We start from the raw sequence: 19510 nt of genomic DNA, 5'->3' as shown, positions 1-19510 counted from the left end.
CTCCTCCCCCCCCGAGCCGTAGGAGTCCGACCCATAGGAGTCGGACGGAGACCCGGTGGCGCCTCGCGGTGCCGCTCGGCGGCCGGAGGACGAGCCGGACTGGCCGCGTCGGGCCGCGGCACGTCCGCCTCCCTGCGGCTGCGGCGGTTTGCGACGGTGCTCGCTCATCGAACGACTACTCCTCGGGCAGGCGCACCCTTGCGCGCCTGGAAACGGCGGCTGGTTTCCGGTCCCCCCGAAGTACGGATGCGGTCGGCTCCGCATTCATCGGTCCCGCATGCACCCGTACTACACCGAAGACGACGACGCTCTCGCGCGTCACTCGGTTCCCGGTGATGTGCATGGCGCACAGACTACGCACCGTCAAAACCCGCCGAGCCCCGAAGTTCACCTCAAATCAGGCAACTCGTGTCCGATGAATCAGTGATGTGATCCCGTTCACCACACCCCCTCTTGTCGCATGCGGAAGGCCGTTCTATCGTCGTGATGTATCGAGTCGATACATCAGCTCGACACATCGCTCCGAGACATCGGAGCGATACATGGACGGAGACCCGCATACCGGGCGGGGAGGAGGCGACGATGAGCCGGCGTTCCGGCATCCTCGAGTTCGCCGTACTCGGCCTGCTCCGCGAATCTCCGATGCACGGCTACGAGCTGCGCAAACGCCTCAACACGTCCTTGGGCGTGTTCCGCGCGTTCAGCTACGGGACGCTCTACCCCTGCCTCAAGACGCTGGTCGCCAACGGCTGGTTGATCGAGGAACCGGGGAACGAGTCCGAGGCCGTGCCCCTGACCGGCCGCCGCGCCAAGATCGTCTACCGGTTGACGGCGGAAGGTAAGGAACACTTCGAGCAGCTGCTCTCGCAGACCGGGCCCGACGCCTACGAGGACGAGACCTTCGCCGCCCGTTTCGCGTTCTTCGGGCAGACCTCACGCGATGTCCGCATGCGCGTACTGGAAGGGCGCCGCAGCCGGCTGGAGGAGCGCCTGGAGAAGATGCGCGCCTCCCTGGCCCGGACCCGCGAGCGACTCGACGACTACACGCTCGAGCTTCAGCGCCACGGGATGGAGTCCGTGGAGCGCGAGGTGCGCTGGCTGAACGAGCTCATCGAGAGCGAGCGGGCGGGACGGGACCTCAAGGGGCCCGCCTCCGGGGACCCCGCCTCGCGTGACACCACATCTGGAGCGTCGGGCGTCCTGCCCCGGCCGGGGGACGACCCCCGTCCGGATACGCCCGACGACACCGCCACGTGAGAGCCCGCCGCGGGCCTCACTCGTACACACAGGGAGCAACCGGAATGGGTTCGGTTCGCGTAGCCATCGTCGGCGTGGGCAACTGCGCCGCGTCGCTGGTGCAGGGAGTCGAGTACTACAAGGACGCCGACCCGGCGGCCAGGGTGCCGGGCCTGATGCACGTCCAGTTCGGCGACTACCACGTCCGCGACGTCGAGTTCGTCGCCGCGTTCGACGTGGACGCCAAGAAGGTCGGTCTCGACCTCGCGGACGCCATCGGCGCCTCCGAGAACAACACCATCAAGATCTGCGACGTGCCCCGCACCGGTGTGACGGTCCAGCGCGGCCACACCCTCGACGGCCTCGGCCGGTACTACCGCGAGACCATCGAGGAGTCCGCCGAGGAGCCCGTCGACGTCGTCCAGGTCCTCAAGGACCAGCAGGTCGACGTCCTGGTCTGCTACCTGCCCGTCGGCTCCGAGGACGCGGCGAAGTTCTACGCCCAGTGCGCCATCGACGCCAAGGTCGCCTTCGTCAACGCCCTCCCGGTCTTCATCGCCGGCACCAAGGAGTGGGCCGACAAGTTCACCGAGGCGGGCGTCCCGATCGTCGGTGACGACATCAAGTCGCAGGTCGGCGCCACCATCACGCACCGCGTCATGGCGAAGCTGTTCGAGGACCGGGGCGTCATCCTGGACCGCACGATGCAGCTGAACGTCGGCGGCAACATGGACTTCAAGAACATGCTCGAGCGCGACCGCCTCGAGTCGAAGAAGATCTCCAAGACGCAGGCCGTCACCTCCCAGATCCGCGACCGCGAACTGGGCGAGGGCAACGTGCACATCGGCCCGTCCGACTACGTCGCCTGGCTCGACGACCGCAAGTGGGCCTACGTCCGCCTGGAGGGCCGCGCCTTCGGTGACGTCCCGCTGAACCTGGAGTACAAGCTCGAGGTCTGGGACTCCCCGAACTCCGCCGGCGTCATCATCGACGCCCTGCGCGCCGCGAAGATCGCCAAGGACCGCGGCATCGGCGGCCCGATCCTGTCGGCGTCGAGCTACTTCATGAAGTCCCCGCCCGTGCAGTACTTCGACGACGAGGCCCGCGAGAACGTCGAGAAGTTCATCAAGGGTGAGGTCGAGCGCTGACGCGCCGCAACCAGTCGCTCCTGCCAGGGCTGTGAGGGTCCCCGGGTCGTATGACCCGGGGACCCTCCCCGTATGTGAGGCTGGTCCCCATGGCCGTCGTCCGTGACCTGCGCGTACTGCTGCGCTTCCAGGGCTTCCGGCGCCTGCTCGCCGTCCGCCTGCTCTCCCAGGGCGCCGACGGTGTGTACCAGGTCGCGCTCGCCGCCTACGTCGTCTTCTCCCCGGAGAGACAGACCTCGGCGGCCGCGATCGCCTCCGCGATGGCCGTCCTGCTGCTCCCGTACTCGCTCGTCGGCCCCTTCGCCGGCGTCCTGCTCGACCGCTGGCGGCGCCGTCAGGTCCTGCTCCACGGCAGCCTGCTGCGCGCTCTGCTGGCCTGCGCGACGGCCCTGCTGATACTGAGCCCGGCGCCGGACTGGCTCTTCTACGTCTCCGCCCTGTGCGTCACGGCCGTCAACCGCTTCGTCCTGTCCGGCCTCTCCGCCGCCCTGCCGCGCGTGGTCGACGCCGAACGCCTCGTCCTCGCCAACTCCCTCTCCCCGACGGCCGGGACGCTGGCGGCCACCGCGGGCGGCGGCCTCGCCTTCGCCGTCCGCCTGGTGGTGGCGGACTCGGACGCCGCCGTGGTGCTCGTGGCGGCCGGGCTGTACCTGTGCGCGGCCCTGGCGACGCTGAGGATGGGCCGCGACCTCCTCGGCCCCGACCGGAGCGCGGCGCGCGTGCGGATCGGCGACGCGCTCACCGGCACGCTGCGCGAACTCGCGGCAGGCGTACGGCACCTGGCCGCACCGCCCCGCCGGGAGGCCGCCTGGGCCCTCGCGGCGATGTCCCTGATGCGGTTCTGCTACGGCGCCCTGCTCGTGATGCTGCTGATGCTCTGCCGGTACGCGCTCACCTCGACCACGGACGACGGACTCGCCCTGCTGGGACTCGCGTTGGGCGTCTCGGGCGCCGGCTTCTTCGCGGCGGCGGTGGTGACGCCCTGGACCGCGGGACGGCTCGGTCCGGGCCGCTGGATCGTCGTGTGCGCCGGAGCCGCAGCCCTGCTGGAGCCCGCTCTCGGGCTGCCGTTCGCCACCGTGCCCCTGATCGTCGCCGCGTTCGTCCTGGGCCTGACCACGCAGGGCGCGAAGATCGCCACCGACACCATCGTCCAGTCCTCTGTCGACGACGGCTTCCGTGGCCGGATCTTCTCCGTTTACGACGTCCTGTTCAACGTCTTCTTCGTCGGGGCGGCCGCCGTGGCCGCCCTGATGCTGCCGCCGGACGGCCGATCCGTGCCGCTGGTGATCACAATCGCCGTTATCTACGCGACAGTAGCTACGGCTATGGCCCGATTTGGCCGCGAGTCAGTGTCACATCAATGACACAGAGCCACTCCTGACTACTGCGTTGTCAGTGCGGACCGCTACCTTACGTGGGTCTTATCTCGCGACATGTTCGCGTCACTCATCCATGTTTTTTAGGGGGACCCCCAAGTGTCTACTCCGCCGCCCCAGGGCAACCCGTTCGCGCAGAACCAGCCCGCGGGTCAGCCCCAGGCTCCGTACCCGCCGCAGGGCGGCTACCCCCAGCAGCCCGGCCAGCCCGGCATCCCGCCCCAGGGCGCGGGTCCGTACGCCCCGGTTCCGCCGCAGCCGTCCGGCCGCAAGCTGAGCTTCAAGACCATCAAGAACATCGTGATCGTCGTCGCGGTGGCGGGCATCGCCATCGGCGGCTGGATCACCAGCCGGGACGACGCCAACACGGCGGCCGTCGGTGACTGCATGCACCGTGGCAGCACCAACGACAACAACCCGGATCTCGAGGTCGTCGAGTGCAGCGACGCCAAGGCCCAGTTCAAGGTGCTGGCCAAGATCGAGGGCGCGTACCTCACGGAGACCCTGGCGTCGAGCAAGTGCGAGGCCGAGGCCAAGGACTTCCAGTACACCTACACCGAGAGCGGTGACGGCAAGGACTTCCTGCTCTGCCTGAAGGACTACAAGTAACGCGGACGCGGAGAGGGGCGGTGTTTCACGTGAAACACCGCCCCTTGTGCTGTCTCCGGCTCCCGGCCGGTTCGGTTCGGGGTCATGTTTCACGTGAAACATGACCCCGTTCCACAGGCTCAGCCCTCCTGCTCGGCCCACCACTCCTTGAGCACCGCGACGGCCGCGTCATGCTCCATCGGCCCGTGCTCCAGCCGCATCTCCAGCATGTGCTTGTAGGCGCGGCCGATGACCGGGCCGGGGCCCACGCCCAGGATCTCCATGATCTGGTTGCCGTCGAGGTCGGGGCGGATGGAGTCCAGCTCCTCCTGCTCCTGCAGCCGGGCGATCCGCTCCTCCAGCCCGTCGTACGCCCGGGACAGGGCCGCCGCCTTGCGCTTGTTGCGCGTGGTGCAGTCCGAGCGGGTCAGCTTGTGGAGCCGGTCGAGGAGCGGGCCGGCGTCCCGGACATAGCGGCGGACCGCGGAGTCCGTCCACTCGCCGGTGCCGTAGCCGTGGAAACGCAGGTGGAGCTCGACGAGCCGGGAGACGTCCTTCACAAGCTCGTTGGAGTACTTCAGCGCGGTCATGCGCTTCTTGGTCATCTTCGCCCCGACCACCTCGTGGTGGTGGAAGGAGACCCGGCCGTCCTTCTCGAAACGCCGGGTGCGCGGCTTGCCGATGTCGTGCAGCAGGGCGGCCAGCCGGAGCGTCAGGTCGGGACCGTCCTCCTCCAGCGCCATCGCCTGCTCCAGCACGATCAGCGTGTGGTCGTAGACGTCCTTGTGCCGGTGGTGCTCGTCACGCTCCAGGCGCAGGGCCGGCAGCTCGGGCAGCACGTGGTCGGCGAGGCCGCTGTCCACGAGCAGCGACAGGCCCTTGCGCGGGTGCGGGGAGAGGATCAGCTTGTTCAGCTCGTCCCGGACCCGCTCGGCCGAGACGATCTCGATCCGTCCGGCCATCTCCTTCATCGCGGCGACGACCTCGGGGGCGACCTCGAAGTCGAGCTGGGCCGCGAAGCGCGCAGCCCGCATCATCCGCAGCGGGTCGTCCGAGAAGGAGTCCTGCGGCGTGCCCGGGGTGCGCAGGACACGCGCCGCGAGATCCTCCAGACCCCCGTGCGGGTCGACGAACTCCTTCTCCGGCAGCGCGACGGCCATCGCGTTGACGGTGAAGTCACGGCGGACGAGGTCCTCCTCGATCGAGTCGCCGTACGACACCTCGGGCTTGCGCGAGGTCCGGTCGTACGCCTCCGACCGGTAGGTGGTCACCTCGATCTGGTAGCCATCCTTGTGGGCGCCGACCGTGCCGAAGGCGATCCCGACCTCCCAGACGGCGTCCGCCCACGGGCGCACGATCTTGAGCACGTCCTGGGGGCGGGCGTCGGTCGTGAAGTCGAGATCGTTGCCGAGCCGGCCCAGCAGCGCGTCCCGGACCGAGCCGCCGACCAGGGCGAGTGAGAACCCGGCCTCCTGGAAGCGGCGGGCGAGGTCGTCGGCGACAGGGGCGACCCGCAGCAGTTCACTCACCGCGCGGTGCTGCACCTGGCTCAGGACACTGGACGTTTCTTCGTTGGCGTTCGGCACAAAAGAAGAGGGTACGTGGCCCGGGCGCCCCTCAGCGCCCCCTATATCGGGCGGGGACACCTCCCTGCATACCCGCACAAGGGCTGCCCTTGAGCGGTAAAGAACCGCTCCCTTCCATAGGGCCGCAAACCAGGCAAGGGGGGCATCGGCCCGCGATCTTGTGGGGCGGACCGCGGCACTTCCCCTCAGCGCGCATCGTTACCATGCGTGGACGCACATTCCGACGACCACTGACGACGACGAGGGACGGGCGAGCGCGTGGCCGACGCGGCAGACTTCCAGGGGACCAGTGCCTCACCTGCCCGCCGGTGGCTGCGGCGCACCGGGGCACTGCTCGCCGGTGCGCCCCTGCTGGCCGGACTCCTCCAGCTGCCCGCCGCGGCCCCCGCGGACGCGGCGGTCCAGGAATCCCCGCAGGCGGCCTCCGGCGCGGGCTCGGTCTCCGTCTCGGTCGACTCGCTCACCCCCAGCGTCCCCACCGAAGGGGACACGGTGACGGTGTCGGGCACGGTCATCAACCACGGCAAGCAGGCGGTCACCGACGCCCATGTCGACCTGCGGGTGGGCCCCCAGGTCGACACCCGCTCGTCCATCGACACCCTGGCCAAGAAGAGCGACGACATCCAGGGTCCTCTCGGCGAAGAGGTCGGCGGGAAGTACACCGAGAAGTTCCCCACGCTCACGCCGGGCGTCGAGGAGCCCTTCGCGATCTCCGTACCGGTGGACGAGCTGGACCTCGGCGGTGACGGTGTCTACCAGCTGGGCGTCACCCTCTCCGGGGAGACGGCCGCACAGCCCTGGGACCGGATCCTGGGCATCCAGCGCACGTTCCTGCCCTGGCAGCCGGAGGAAGCCGGCACGAAGACGAGGACCACGTTCCTGTGGCCCCTGGTCTCCGCGTCGCACATGGCGGCCGAGACCGGGTCGAACGAGCAGCAGACACCGGTCTTCCGTGACGAGGAGCTCGCGAAGGAGATCTCCCCGGGCGGCCGCCTGGACCAGATGGTGTCGCTGGGCAAGGACCTCGACGTCACGTGGGTGGTCGACCCCGACCTGCTGGCCTCCGTCGACGCCATGACGAGGAGCTACGAGGTTCGCGCCGCGGACGGCACCACCACCCCCGGCAGGAACCAGAAGCTCGCCAACACCTGGCTGACCGAGCTCCAGCAGGCGGTCGCCGGGAAGGAAGTCGTCGCCCTGCCCTTCGGCGACCCCGACCTGGCCTCCCTCGCCCACAACGGCACGCGCGTCACCGGTTCGCTGAGCCACCTCAAGGAAGCCACCGACGTCATCGACGACACGGTGGAGACGATCCTCCATGTGAAGCCGGACACGGACTTCGCCTGGCCCGTCGACGGTGCCATCGACCCGTCGATCGTGAAGGTCGCGACATCCGCCGGCGCCGACAAGGTGATCGCCCGCGGCGACAGCCTCCAGGACAACCTGTCGTACACGCCCTCCGCCGCCCGGCCCATCGGCGGCGGCACCACGGCGGTCGTGGCGGACGCCAGGATGTCCACGCCGTTCCAGGCCGATCTGACGAAGCCCTCCGCGTCCACGCTCGCCGTCCAGCGCTTCCTGGCCCAGAGCCTGACGCTGGGCCTGCAGACCGGCAAGCAGCGCAGCGTCGTCGTCGCTCCCCCGCGCATGCCCACCGTCAGCCAGGCGCAGGCCATGGCGGAAGCCCTGGCAGCTCTGCAGGGCGGTAACTGGTCCGAGTCGCAGGACCTCGCGGACGCCGCCAAGGCCAAGCCCGACCCCGCCGCCAACACGAAGGTGCCGCCGGCGTCGGACTACCCCCGTGACCTGCGCAGGCAGGAACTGGGACAGGACGCGTTCGAGCAGATCGCCAGGACCCAGGGCAAGCTCGACAAGTTCAAGGTGATCCTCACCATCCAGTCCCGTGTGGTCACGCCGTTCGGCCGGGCCATGAACCGCGAGATGTCCACGTCCTGGCGCGGCCGGGGCGTCGCGGCCATGGGCTACCGCAGCGACATCGAGTCCTACCTCGACGGGCTCATCGGCGGCGTCAGGCTGATCAAGAAGACGGAGACCAAGCTCTCCGGCCGCAGCGCCACGATCCCGGTGACCGTCCAGAACAACCTGGTGCAGGGCGTCGAACACCTGGAGCTGCGGCTCACGTCGCAGAACCCGACCCGCCTCAAGATCGGCGACGACCCCTACGAGGAGCAGCCCGTCGCGGTCAACGGCGGCCACAGCCAGTCGGTGAAGTTCACCACGTCCGCCAACGCCAACGGACAGGCCAAGGTGGTCGCCCAGCTGTACACCGAGGACGGCCGGCCCTACGGCGACCCGGTCGCCTTCGACGTGCGGGTGACCGAGGTCACCCCCACCGTGATGCTGGTCATCGGCGGCGGCTTCCTGCTGCTGGTCCTGGCCGGTTTCCGGATGTACACCCAGCGCAAGCGCGCCGCCGCCCGGGAAACCGCCGAGCCGGAAGAGTCCGCCGAGCCCGAGCAGGCGGCCGGCGACCCGCAGGAAACGGCCGGCGCCCCGCAGAACCCGCACACCGCCGGTGACCGTCTCACGGAGGAGACCACTGCCGGCTCCCGGGCAGGCGCCCCGGAGCAGCCGAGTGACCCGGCCCCGGACACCGCAGCGGAAAGCGCCGACCCGTCCGGCACGGGTGAGAGAGTGGACCGTTGAGATGTCGTGGCCGGTGGGCCCGGGACGATGAGGTGGGGTAACCATGAACGCGCCGTACGACGGTGACCGCGGCCGTGCCGCGGGCAGCCCGGGCCACCCCGAGTCGGGCGGGCCCGAGGGCTCGCCGGCCGAGCACGGCCAGGTACCGCCGCAGCCGCCCGCGGACATGTACCTCCAGGACGCCTACGCCCCGGACCCGTACCAGGCACACGACCTCGCCGCCCAGGACCCGGTCGGCGAGGCGCTCTACGACCGTGCCGCGCACCCGCCGCCCGCCCCGGGCACCTACCCGCCCCAGCAGCAGCTGTACGCCCAGCCGCCGCAGTCGCCGTACGCCCCCGACCCGCGGGTGTGGGCCCAGACGCCCGCGCCCGAGCCGGAGGGCCCGACGCGGCACCTGCCGTACGGCGACGACCCCCGCACCACTCAGTTCGTCGGCGTGGACGACCTCGTCTCCCAGGCGGGCGAGCCGCGCCAGGAGCCGGACGCGTTCGCGCACCTCTTCCGCGACCAGCAGCAGAGCAGCGGCCACCCCTCCTACGAGTCGCCCTCGGTTCCCGGACCGTCCCCGGCGCCCATGGCGCGGGGCCAGTACGCGGCACCGGAGCAGACCGCGGCGACGGCACCGCTGACCGACGAGCCCTCCGCCCCGGAGTCCACCGCCGCGCCCGCCCCGAAGAAGGCGAGCCGCGCCGGGGGCCTGATGAAGTCCAGCGCCGTGATGGCGGCGGGCACGATGGTCTCCCGCCTCACGGGCTTCGTCCGCTCGGCGCTGATCGTGTCGGCCCTGGGCGTCGGCCTTCTCGGTGACACCTTCCAGGTCGCCTACCAGTTGCCGACGATGATCTACATCCTCACCGTCGGCGGCGGTCTGAACTCCGTGTTCGTACCGCAGCTGGTGCGCGCCATGAAGGAGGACGAGGACGGCGGCGAGGCCTACGCCAACCGTCTGCTGACCCTGGTCATCGTCACGCTCGGCGGACTCACCGCGCTCTCGGTGCTCGGCGCGCCGCTGCTGATCCGCGTGCTGTCCAACGGGGTCGCCAGCGATCCGGCAGCGAACCAGGTCGCCATCACCTTCGCCCAGTTCTTCCTGCCCACGATCTTCTTCATGGGCATCCACGTCGTGATGGGCCAGATCCTCAACGCGCGCGGCAGGTTCGGCGCGATGATGTGGACCCCGGTCCTGAACAACATCGTCATCATCGTGACGCTGGGCATGTTCATCTACGTCTACGGCACGGCCGCCGACTCCGGGATGGAGGCGGCGACCATCCCGCCGGAGGGCCAGCGCCTGCTCGGCGTCGGCGTCCTGCTCGGCCTCGTGGTCCAGGCACTGGCGATGATCCCCTACCTGCGCGAGACCGGGTTCCGGCTGCGGCTGCGCTTCGACTGGAAGGGCCAGGGCCTGGGCAAGGCCGTCACACTCGCCAAGTGGACGGTGCTGTTCGTCCTCGCCAACCAGGCGGGCGCCATGATCGTCATCCAGCTGTCCACCGCGGCGGGCAAGGCCTCGCCCGTCGACGGCACCGGCTTCGCCGCCTACGCCAACGCCCAGCTGATCTGGGGCCTGCCGCAGGCCATCATCACCGTCTCCCTCATGGCCGCCCTGCTGCCGCGTCTGTCGCGCTCGGCGGCGGAGGGCGACGGCGGCGCGGTCCGGGACGACATCTCCCAGGGCCTGCGCAACACGGCCGTCGCGATCGTGCCGATCGCCTTCGGATTCCTCTCGCTCGGCATCCCGATGTGCACGCTGATGTTCGGCTCCTCCGGCACCAGCGAAGCCACCAACATGGGGTACATGCTGATGGCGTTCGGCCTCGGCCTGATCCCGTACTCCGTGCAGTACGTGGTCCTGCGCGCCTTCTACGCCTACGAGGACACCCGAACTCCCTTCTACAACACGGTCATCGTGGCCGCGGTGAACGCCGGCGCCTCGGCGGTCTGCTACTTCGTCATCCCGCCGCGCTGGGCCGTGGTCGGCATGGCGGCCTCCTACGGTCTGGCCTACGCGATCGGCGTCGGCGTCGCCTGGCGCCGGCTGCGCAAGCGGCTCGGCGGAGACCTCGACGGCGCCCGCGTCCTGCGGACTTACGCCCGGCTGTGCATCGCGTCGATCCCGGCGGCCCTGCTCAGCGGCGCGGCCGTCTACGGCATCGGCCACACGCTGGGCCAGGGCGTCGCGGGCTCGCTCGTCGCGGTGTTCGCCGGAGGTGCCGTGCTGCTCGGGGTCTTCTTCGTCGCCGCCCGCCGCATGCGCATCGAGGAACTCAACTCGCTGGTCGGCATGGTCCGCGGACGCCTGGGACGCTAGGGCGGGGGCAGGCACACAACCATCGTCAGCCACCGCGTGTCGTGCATAGCGGCGGACTGTGGGCACAATTGGTTTCGGCGTCGGACGGCGCGCAACGGCTGCCGGCCGGCGCGCATGGGATGGGGAGGCAGGAACGACGGTGGCGGAACGGAGTACGGCTGCCGTCGACGTGGCAGACAACAGCGGCGACACGTCGCTGACCGCACAGGCGGACCAGTCCACGGCCGACGGGGTGGCCAAGAACCGGGAGCGGGACACGGACAGCGACGAGGCACAGGAGAGCCCCCGGACCGACGGTTCCGGGAAGACCTCGACGCCTGAACTGCACAGCGGTCACAAACTCGCCAGGCGCTACCGCCTCGAGGAGTGCGTCACCCGTCTGGACGGTTTCAGCAGTTGGCGTGCCGTGGACGAGAAGCTCCGCCGTGCCGTCGGTGTGCACATCCTGCCCGCGGACCACCCACGGGCCCGGTCCGTCCTGGCCGCCGCCCGCTCCTCCGCGCTCCTCGGCGACCCGCGCTTCGTCCAGGTCCTGGACGCGGTGGAGGAGAACGACGTCGTCTACGTGGTCCACGAGTGGCTCCCGGACGCCACGGAGCTGACCACCCTCCTCGCCTCCGGACCGCTGGAGCCGTACGACGCCTACCAGATGGTCAGCCAGGTCACCGCCGCCATGGCCGCCGCCCACCGCGAGGGCCTCGCCCATCTGCGCCTGAACCCCAACGCCGTCCTGCGTGCCTCCACCGGCCAGTGGCGCATCCGCGGCCTCGCCGTCAACGCCGCCCTGCGCGGCATCTCGTCCGACACCCCGCAGCGCACCGACACCGAGGCCATCGGCGCCCTGCTGTACGCGGCGCTCACCCAGCGCTGGCCGTACGAGAACGACGCCTACGGGCTGTCGGGGCTGCCCAAGGACATCGGCCTCATCGCACCGGACCAGGTGCGGGCCGGTGTGCACCGCGGCCTGTCCGAGCTCGCCATGCGCGCCCTCGCCAACGACGGCGCCACCGCCTCGCGGCACGAGTCGCCGTGCACCACGCCCGAGGAGCTGGTCAAGGCGATCGGCGAGATGCCCCGCATCCGCCCGCCGGAGCCGGCGTTCACCGCCCCGCCCGAATACCAGCGAACGACCTACCAGCAGGGCAGCTACGGCCGCCAGGCCCCCGGCGCCGCCCAGCCGATCGCGCCCCCGCCGCCCCCGCTGCAGAGCCGCACCGGCAAGGCGCTGAAGTGGGCCGTGTCCGCCCTGCTGATCGCCGCCCTGGGTCTCGGCAGCTGGCAGCTGGCCGACGCCCTCATGGACCAGGGCGGCGCGTCGGACGACCCGACCAAGACGCAGAACAACGAGGGCGGCGACAAGAACAAGAACCGCCCGGCCCCGAAGCCGCTCGCGATCAAGGGTTCCGAGGAGTACGTCGCCAAGGGCGAGGCCCAGCACGCCGCCGACGTGGGCAAGACCTACGACGGCGACGCGTCCACGGGCTGGCGGACCAACAGCTACCTCGACGGTCCGAAGATGGTGATAAAGCCCGGCGTCGGCATCGTCTACGACCTGGGATCCGAGCAGCAGGTCTCGGCCGCGTCCCTGTCGCTCCGGTACGGCGGTGACCACACGACGGTGGAGCTGTACGCGACCGACTCCCTCGGTTCCGCCGTCCCGCTGAGCTCGATGAAGAAGCTCGGCGACACGACGACGAGCGGCACCTCCGCGAAGGTCACCGTGGACAAGCCCCTCAAGAGCCGGTACGTCCTCGTCTGGCTGACGGCGCTGCCGTACTCGGGCGCCGACCCGTCGAACTTCAGCGACCCGGGTTACAAGCAGGCCATCACCGAAGTGAAGTTCACGGGCTGAGAGCCGACCGAGGGGAGGGGTTCCATGGGGGACCGCGCCGAGCACAGCGGTGCCACGGACCAGGAACTCCTCGCCCGGCATGTCGCGGGTGATCCCGACGCCTTCGGTGAGCTCGTCCGACGCCACCGCGATCGGCTCTGGGCGGTCGCCCTGAGGACACTGGGGGACCGCGAGGAGGCCGCTGACGCGGTCCAGGACGCCCTGGTCTCCGCCTACCGGGCCGCCCACACCTTCCGGGGCCAGTCGGCCGTCACGACCTGGCTGCACAGGATCACGGTGAACGCCTGCCTGGACCGGGCCCGCAAGGCCGCCTCCCGGAAGACCTCTCCCGTCGACGACCCCGAGCGGCTCGAGCAGCTGCTGGAGCCGCACGAGTCCGCCTCGGCCCCCGCCGAGCGCAACGATCTGCACCGGCAGCTCATCGAGGCGCTGGGCACGCTGCCGGCCGACCAGCGCGCTGCGCTGGTCCTGGTGGACATGCAGGGCTACCCCGTCGCGGAGGCGGCCCGCATCCTCGAGGTACCGACCGGCACGGTGAAGAGCCGGTGCGCACGCGGCAGAGCCAGACTCCTGCCGCTGCTCACCCACCTCCGGCCGAAGAGCAGCGGCAAGAAGACGGGCGCGGAACGGAACCGGACGCCGGAGTCGGCCGTCCCACCCGCAGCGGGGCCGCTCCCAGCGGAACCGCCGGACACAGGACCGAGCGACTCAGCCGTAGCGAAGGGCGGAGGTGGACGAGCGTGACGTCGACGACAGACATGGCCGGGCACCCGGATGTCTCGGAGATCTCCGACCTCGCCGAGGGCCTCCTCCCACCGACCCGGAGCAGTGACCTGCGGCGGCACCTCGACGCGTGTGAACTCTGTGCCGACGTGTACGCCTCCCTGGAGGAGATCCGGGGGCTGCTCGGCACCCTGCCGGGCCCCCCGCGCATGCCCGCCGAGGTCGCCGGCCGCATCGATGCCGCTCTCGCCGCGGAGGCTCTGCTGACGGCTACGCGCCCGGAAGCCCCGGACAGCCCGGCCGCCTCCACAAGTGCCCCCGCCGCGGACGCTGCAGCCGAGCCCGATCACGGTGCCGAGTCCGATCACGGTGCCGAGTCCGATCACGACGCCGGTGCCGATCACGACGCCGATTCCGACGTCGGATCCGGCGCGCAGGACGACAGCGGTGCGCATGTTTCACGTGAAACATCGTCCTCCCCCGACCGGCCCGCCGGACGCCCCCGCTCCTCGACCACCGGCCCGGGACGCAAGGGACGCACCCGGAACGGGCGGCGCAGGATCGCCGTTCTGGGCACCGTCTTCACCGTCGCCGCGTTCGGGCTGGGGTCCGTCCTGCTGTCCTCCCTCGGCGACGGTGAGCCCACCCGTGACACGGCAGGCGGAGGGCAGACCAGCCCCGCGGACACCTTCTCCGAGGGGCAGCTGAAGAACCAGGTCTCCGATCTCCTCTCCGAAAACAAGAGCGAGACCGAAGGGGACGGCGGTTCACGTACTCCCTTCGGCGCGGCGACCGCCCCCGGCGGCAACAAGACCAAGGTCTTCAGGGAGGTCGTCGTGCCCGGCTGCGTGCGTGACGGCCTCGGGCGTGAGGATGCCGCCCTCGCTGTCGAGAACGGCCGCTACCAAGGGAAGAAGGCCATGCTCGTGCTGCTTCCTGACGCGGCCGACGCGACCCGCGTCACCGCGTACGTCGTCGACGCCACCTGTGTGGATCAGAAGGGCTCCGCGTCCAAGGGCACGGTTCTCCTGGAGCGCTCCTACCCCTCGTCCTGAGCCGGCGCCGCGTCTTCCCCCTACGTGGTATCCGGCACGGGGGCGCATCTCCGTGTGCCCGGACACAGCGGGAATGCGCGCCCCTTAGGATCCGTTGGGTGGGGTGAGAGCTCCGAGAGAAGCTCCCACCGGCCGTACGACGCAGTCCAGAGACGAGGAATCAAGCCGTGAGCGACGTCCGTAACGTGATCATCATCGGCTCCGGGCCCGCCGGTTACACGGCGGCGCTGTACACCGCACGCGCGTCGCTGAAGCCCCTGGTGTTCGAGGGCGCCGTGACCGCGGGTGGTGCGCTCATGAACACCACCGACGTCGAGAACTTCCCGGGCTTCCAGGACGGCATCATGGGCCCCGAGCTCATGGACAACATGCGCGCACAGGCGGAGCGCTTCGGCGCCGAGCTCGTCCCGGACGACGTGGTGGCCGTCGACCTGACCGGTGAGATCAAGACCGTCACGGACACGGCCGGCACGGTCCACCGGGCCAAGGCCGTCATCGTGGCGACGGGCTCGCAGCACCGCAAGCTCGGTCTGCCGAACGAGGACGCGCTCTCCGGTCGTGGCGTGTCGTGGTGTGCCACCTGTGACGGGTTCTTCTTCAAGGACCAGGACATCGCCGTGATCGGCGGTGGCGACACCGCGATGGAGGAAGCCACCTTCCTGTCCCGGTTCGCCAAGTCCGTCACCGTGGTCCACCGGCGCGACACCCTGCGTGCCTCCAAGGCCATGCAGGAGCGCGCCTTCGCCGACCCGAAGATCTCGTTCGTGTGGGACAGCGAGGTCGCCGAGATCCAGGGCGACCCGAAGCTGTCCGGTCTGAAGCTGCGCAACCTCAAGACCGGCGAGCTCTCGGACCTGCCGGTGACCGGTCTGTTCATCGCCATCGGTCACGACCCGCGCACCGAGCTCTTCAAGGGTCAGCTCGACCTCGACGAAGAGGGCTATCTGAAGGTGAACGCGCCGTCGACGCGCACGAACCTGCCGGGCGTCTTCGGTGCCGGTGACGTCGTGGACCACACCTACCGGCAGGCGATCACCGCGGCCGGGACCGGCTGCTCCGCCGCTCTGGACGCCGAGCGCTTCCTGGCCGCTCTCGCGGACGAGGAGCAGCCGGAGCCCGAGAAGACCGCTGTCTGACCCCTCCCTACCCGCCCCACGCACCAACAGTTAAGGAGCCCGCCGTGGCCGGCACCCTGAAGAATGTGACCGACGACTCCTTCGAGCAGGACGTCCTCAAGAGCGACAAGCCCGTCCTGGTGGACTTCTGGGCCGCCTGGTGCGGTCCGTGCCGTCAGATCGCGCCGTCCCTCGAGGCGATCGCCTCCGAGTACGGCGACAAGATCGAGGTCGTCAAGCTGAACATCGACGAGAACCCGGGTACGGCCGCCAAGTACGGCGTCATGTCGATTCCGACCCTGAACGTCTACCAGGGTGGCGAGGTCGCCAAGACCATCGTGGGAGCCAAGCCGAAGGCCGCGATCGTGCGCGACCTGGAGGAGTTCATCGCCGAGTAAGACGGCTGAGCCGTCACGCCGACGGTGCATGTTTCACGTGAAACACGAATGGGCCGACCCGGACGGGTCGGCCCATTCGTGTGTACGCCTGCCGCTACAGCGGCCGCAGCGCCGGTTCCTTCTGGACGGCCCCCAGCAGCCGGTCGAGCGCCATCTCCACGTCTTCCTTCCAGGAGAGCGTGGACCGCAGCTCCAGTCTCAGCCGTGGGTGGGTGGGGTGCTGCCGCACCGTCTTGAAGCCCACCGCCAGAAGATGATCGGCGGGGAGCACACAGGCAGGCTCCTTCCAGCGCGCGTCTCCGAACGCCTCGATCGCCTTGAAGCCGCGTCGCAGCAGATCCTTCGCCACCGTCTGGACCATCACCCGGCCCAGTCCCTGCCCCTGGTACCCCGGCACGATGAACGCGGTCATCAGCTGAACGGCATCGGGGGAGACCGGGCTCGTGGGGAACGCCGTGGAGCGGGGGACGTAGGCGGGTGGGGCGTAGAGCACGAAGCCCACCGGCACGTCGTCCACGTAGACGACCCGGCCGCAGGAGCCCCAGTCCAGCAATACCGCTGAGATCCAGGCCTCCTTCTCCAGGTCGGACGTGCCCCCCTTTACCGCTGCCTCACCGCTGACCGGGTCGAGTTCCCAGAAGACGCACGAGCGACAGCGCTGGGGAAGGTCCTGAAGGTTGTCCAGCGTGAGCGGTGCAAGCCGACGCCCCATGAAGGCTGTTCCTCGCTTCCTTCGCCCGCCACATCGCGGGCGGCTGTGAGAGCACTCCGTTCCCTGAGGAGACTGCCGATGAACCCACCGACGGCTCCCAGCCCCAGACCGGCGCTCACCAGACCGGTGCGGCTCATCGTTCGCATGGCCCCTGCCTCCCTCTCAGAGGTGCTGCCGGGTGATCGCGCCGTGCCCGAACGCATCGTATCGACGATGCGATTCCATCGAAACCGCCAGAAAGGAAAGAGCGAGCCATGTTCCGGTACACACCGGACACGGCCCGCTCTGTTCGGATGCACTGTCGAGACTCCGTCCGGAGGCTCAGGACTCGCTTTCCTCGGAGTCGCCCTCCAGAAGACTCTTCTGCAGGACCGGTCCCTCGCCGGGGGCGAGTGAACCGAGGATCCGCTCAAGGTCCTCCATCGAGGCGAACTCGACGGTGATCTTGCCCTTCTTCTGCCCGAGGTCGACCTTCACCCGCGTCTCGAAGCGGTCCGAGAGCCGCGTGGCGAGCTCGGACAGCGCGGGAGAGACCCGCGCCCCGGCTCGGGGCCCCTTGGGCCGCTGAGCCTTCTGAGGCCGCGACCCCATGAGGGTCACGATCTCTTCGACGGCACGGACCGAGAGCCCTTCGGCGACGATGCGGTGGGCCAGCTTGTCCTGCTCCTCCGAGTCCTCGACGGACAGCAGAGCCCGGGCATGACCGGCGGAGAGGACCCCAGCGGCGACCCGGCGCTGCACAGCCGGCGAGAGCTTCAGCAGACGCAGGGTGTTGGAGACCTGCGGGCGGGAGCGGCCGATGCGATCCGCCAGCTGGTCGTGCGTGCAGTTGAAGTCCCGGAGCAACTGGTCGTAGGCGGCGGCCTCTTCCAGCGGGTTCAGCTGAGCACGGTGCAGGTTCTCCAGGAGGGCGTCCAGGAGGAGCTTCTCGTCCTCCGTGGCCCGGACGATCGCCGGGATCGCGTCCAGGCCGGCTTCACGGCAGGCCCGCCAGCGACGCTCGCCCATGATGAGCTCGTAGCGGCCGGGACCCACCTGCCGGACGACGACCGGCTGGAGGAGCCCCACTTCCTTGATGGAGGTGATGAGCTCGGAGAGCGCGTCCTCGTCGAAGACCTCACGCGGCTGCCGCGGGTTCGGGGTGATCGAGTCGAGCGGAAGCTCCGCGAAGTGCGCACCGATCGGTGCAGGGGGCATGGCCGGGGCAGCGGGCTGCGCCGGTTCCTCTGTTTCACGTGAAACAGCCGGCAGTGTCGCTACCTTCGCAGCGGCCACGCCACGCTCGTTGGGCAGCACGGGCACTGCCGCAGGGGACGTGGAAGCACCACCTCCTGCCGCCGCCTGGGCCACCGACTTCTCTGTCGGGGCGGCAGGGATCAGTGCGCCGAGACCACGGCCCAGCCCTCTCCGTCGCTCGCTCACTGGATGCCCTCCACCATGCTCGGGTCGTTCTGCTGTGCGCCGATGTGGGCGTGTGTGGCGTCATAGCTGATGCCCACGCCCCTCAGCGCGATCTCTCGTGCCGCCTCAAGATATGAGAGGGCACCACTCGATCCTGGATCGTAAGTCAGGACTGTCTGCCCGTAACTCGGTGCCTCGGAGATACGGACGGACCGGGGGATGCTCGTCCGCAGCACCTCGTCGCCGAAGTGCGTGCGCACCTCCTCGGCGACCTGCGACGCCAGACGCGTCCGGCCGTCGTACATGGTGAGCAGAATGGTCGACACGTGCAGGGTGGGATTGAGATGTCCCCGCACCAGGTCGACGTTGCGCAGCAACTGGCCGAGGCCCTCCAGCGCGTAGTACTCACACTGGATCGGGATCAGCACCTCTTGACCCGCCACCAGCGCGTTGACCGTCAGGAGGCCGAGAGAGGGCGGGCAGTCGATGAGGATGTAGTCCAGCGGCTGCTCGTACGCCTGGATGGCGCGCTGCAGTCTGCTCTCCCGCGCCACCAGGGACACTAGCTCGATCTCCGCACCGGCGAGATCGATCGTGGCGGGGGCGCAGAAGAGACCCTCCACATCGGGAACCGGCTGGACGACCTCGGAGAGCGGCTTGCTCTCCACCAACACGTCGTAGATGGACGGAACTTCGGCGTGGTGGTCGATTCCCAGCGCGGTGGACGCGTTCCCCTGCGGGTCGAGGTCGACCACCAGCACCCGGCCACCGTGCAGAGCCAGCGACGCGGCCAGATTGACAGTCGTCGTCGTCTTGCCCACACCGCCCTTCTGGTTGGCGACCACGATGATCCGGGTCTGCTCGGGCCGCGGCAGGCCCTCGCCGGCGCGGCCCAGAGCCTCCACCGCCAGTTGGGCAGCACGACCGATGGGAGTGTCGTCCATCGGAGGCGGTGTTTCACGTGAAACATCCGCCCCCATCGACTCGGTACGGGGACCGGGGACCGGATCGGTCATCGGTCCCGCGATGTTGGCGTCGGACCGCAAGGATTCACTCTCCTCGACTTCAGGCTCGCAATGAACAGAGCCTCCCATGTCTTCGGGGTCGTGAACCAGTGAGGCCTGGCGTTCTGTGGAGAAATCCACCTCTGTGGACAACTCGGCTCCCTCGTCGAGTGAACCGAGGGGCTTATTACGGTCGCGGGGTTCGGCCGCAGCGCGGCCACGACTGATGATGCCGTGCAGCAGTGAGCGACGTTTCACGTGAAACACGATGCAGGGCAGCCGTGGCCGGACAGCCGCGACACTCCGGCATGCGTAGGTTTGGCAGCTTGTGT

15 protein-coding genes are annotated in these 19510 nt (G+C 69.6%); 11 read left to right on the top strand and 4 right to left on the bottom strand.

The window, feature by feature from the left end; genetic code table 11:
• The first annotated feature begins 582 nt into the window (after positions 1–582).
• The 4 genes from ACIGAN_RS10790 to ACIGAN_RS10775 all read left to right on the top strand — a co-directional run bounded on the left by ACIGAN_RS10790 (position 583) and on the right by ACIGAN_RS10775 (position 4372).
• Positions 583–1257, top strand: a complete 675-nt coding sequence (locus tag ACIGAN_RS10790) for a PadR family transcriptional regulator (RefSeq protein WP_365736463.1) — start codon at positions 583–585, stop codon at positions 1255–1257.
• A gap of 44 nt (positions 1258–1301) precedes the next feature.
• Positions 1302–2384 (top strand): inositol-3-phosphate synthase, encoded by a 1083-nt coding sequence (locus tag ACIGAN_RS10785; RefSeq protein WP_365088557.1) that lies wholly within the window; start codon positions 1302–1304, stop codon positions 2382–2384.
• 89 nt (positions 2385–2473) lie between these two features.
• Complete coding sequence (locus tag ACIGAN_RS10780) at positions 2474–3751, top strand: MFS transporter (RefSeq protein WP_399856711.1); 1278 nt, start codon at positions 2474–2476, stop codon at positions 3749–3751.
• Positions 3752–3862: 111 nt separating this feature from the next.
• Positions 3863–4372, top strand: coding sequence for an LppU/SCO3897 family protein (locus tag ACIGAN_RS10775; RefSeq protein ID WP_365736459.1), 510 nt, complete (start codon positions 3863–3865; stop codon positions 4370–4372).
• 119 nt (positions 4373–4491) lie between these two features.
• Here ACIGAN_RS10775 and ACIGAN_RS10770 read toward each other — a convergent pair whose 3' ends face one another.
• Positions 4492–5937, bottom strand: a complete 1446-nt coding sequence (locus tag ACIGAN_RS10770; protein ID WP_399856709.1) for a CCA tRNA nucleotidyltransferase — start codon at positions 5935–5937, stop codon at positions 4492–4494.
• A 258-nt stretch (positions 5938–6195) separates the two neighbouring features.
• Here ACIGAN_RS10770 and ACIGAN_RS10765 point away from each other — a divergent pair, with 258 nt between their 5' ends.
• The 7 genes from ACIGAN_RS10765 to trxA all read left to right on the top strand — a co-directional run bounded on the left by ACIGAN_RS10765 (position 6196) and on the right by trxA (position 16061).
• Positions 6196–8604 (top strand): DUF6049 family protein, encoded by a 2409-nt coding sequence (locus ACIGAN_RS10765; protein WP_399856707.1) that lies wholly within the window; start codon positions 6196–6198, stop codon positions 8602–8604.
• 43 nt (positions 8605–8647) lie between these two features.
• Positions 8648–10918, top strand: coding sequence for a murein biosynthesis integral membrane protein MurJ (murJ, locus tag ACIGAN_RS10760; RefSeq protein WP_365736453.1), 2271 nt, complete (start codon positions 8648–8650; stop codon positions 10916–10918).
• Positions 10919–11057: 139 nt separating this feature from the next.
• Positions 11058–12770, top strand: coding sequence for a protein kinase family protein (locus tag ACIGAN_RS10755; protein ID WP_399856705.1), 1713 nt, complete (start codon positions 11058–11060; stop codon positions 12768–12770).
• 24 nt (positions 12771–12794) lie between these two features.
• Positions 12795–13514: an RNA polymerase sigma factor SigM gene (gene sigM, locus ACIGAN_RS10750; RefSeq protein ID WP_399856703.1), complete on the top strand. Its 720-nt coding sequence runs from the start codon at positions 12795–12797 to the stop codon at positions 13512–13514.
• On the top strand, positions 13511–14548 hold the full coding sequence (locus ACIGAN_RS10745) for an anti-sigma factor family protein (RefSeq protein ID WP_399856701.1): 1038 nt from the start codon (positions 13511–13513) through the stop codon (positions 14546–14548). The genes sigM and ACIGAN_RS10745 overlap by 4 nt, the downstream gene beginning before the upstream one ends.
• A gap of 167 nt (positions 14549–14715) precedes the next feature.
• Positions 14716–15684 carry a thioredoxin-disulfide reductase gene (gene trxB, locus ACIGAN_RS10740; protein WP_309093697.1) on the top strand — a complete coding sequence of 323 codons (969 nt, stop codon included), beginning with the start codon at positions 14716–14718 and terminating at the stop codon, positions 15682–15684.
• A 44-nt stretch (positions 15685–15728) separates the two neighbouring features.
• The gene (gene trxA, locus ACIGAN_RS10735; protein WP_010032728.1) at positions 15729–16061 is read left to right on the top strand and encodes a thioredoxin; all 333 of its coding nucleotides are present in this window, start codon (positions 15729–15731) and stop codon (positions 16059–16061) included.
• Positions 16062–16155: 94 nt separating this feature from the next.
• Here the strand turns inward: trxA and ACIGAN_RS10730 are convergent, their stop codons facing one another.
• The 3 genes from ACIGAN_RS10730 to ACIGAN_RS10720 form a co-directional block, all read right to left on the bottom strand.
• Positions 16156–16773: a GNAT family N-acetyltransferase gene (locus tag ACIGAN_RS10730; RefSeq protein WP_365088566.1), complete on the bottom strand. Its 618-nt coding sequence runs from the start codon at positions 16771–16773 to the stop codon at positions 16156–16158.
• A 321-nt stretch (positions 16774–17094) separates the two neighbouring features.
• Entirely contained in the window at positions 17095–18195 is a 1101-nt protein-coding gene (locus ACIGAN_RS10725; protein ID WP_399856698.1) for a ParB/RepB/Spo0J family partition protein, read from the bottom strand.
• A complete protein-coding gene (locus ACIGAN_RS10720; RefSeq protein WP_351350395.1) occupies positions 18192–19268 on the bottom strand; it encodes a ParA family protein in 1077 nt (358 codons plus the stop codon). Before ACIGAN_RS10720 ends, ACIGAN_RS10725 begins: the two co-directional genes overlap by 4 nt.
• Between the last annotated feature and the right edge of the window lie 242 nt (positions 19269–19510).

The sequence above is a fragment of the Streptomyces sp. NPDC085931 genome, assembly GCF_044540565.1.
Lineage (GTDB): Bacteria > Actinomycetota > Actinomycetes > Streptomycetales > Streptomycetaceae > Streptomyces.
Note: the sequence above shows the minus strand (reverse complement) of the source record. Positions and strands in the feature narration are given on the sequence as shown.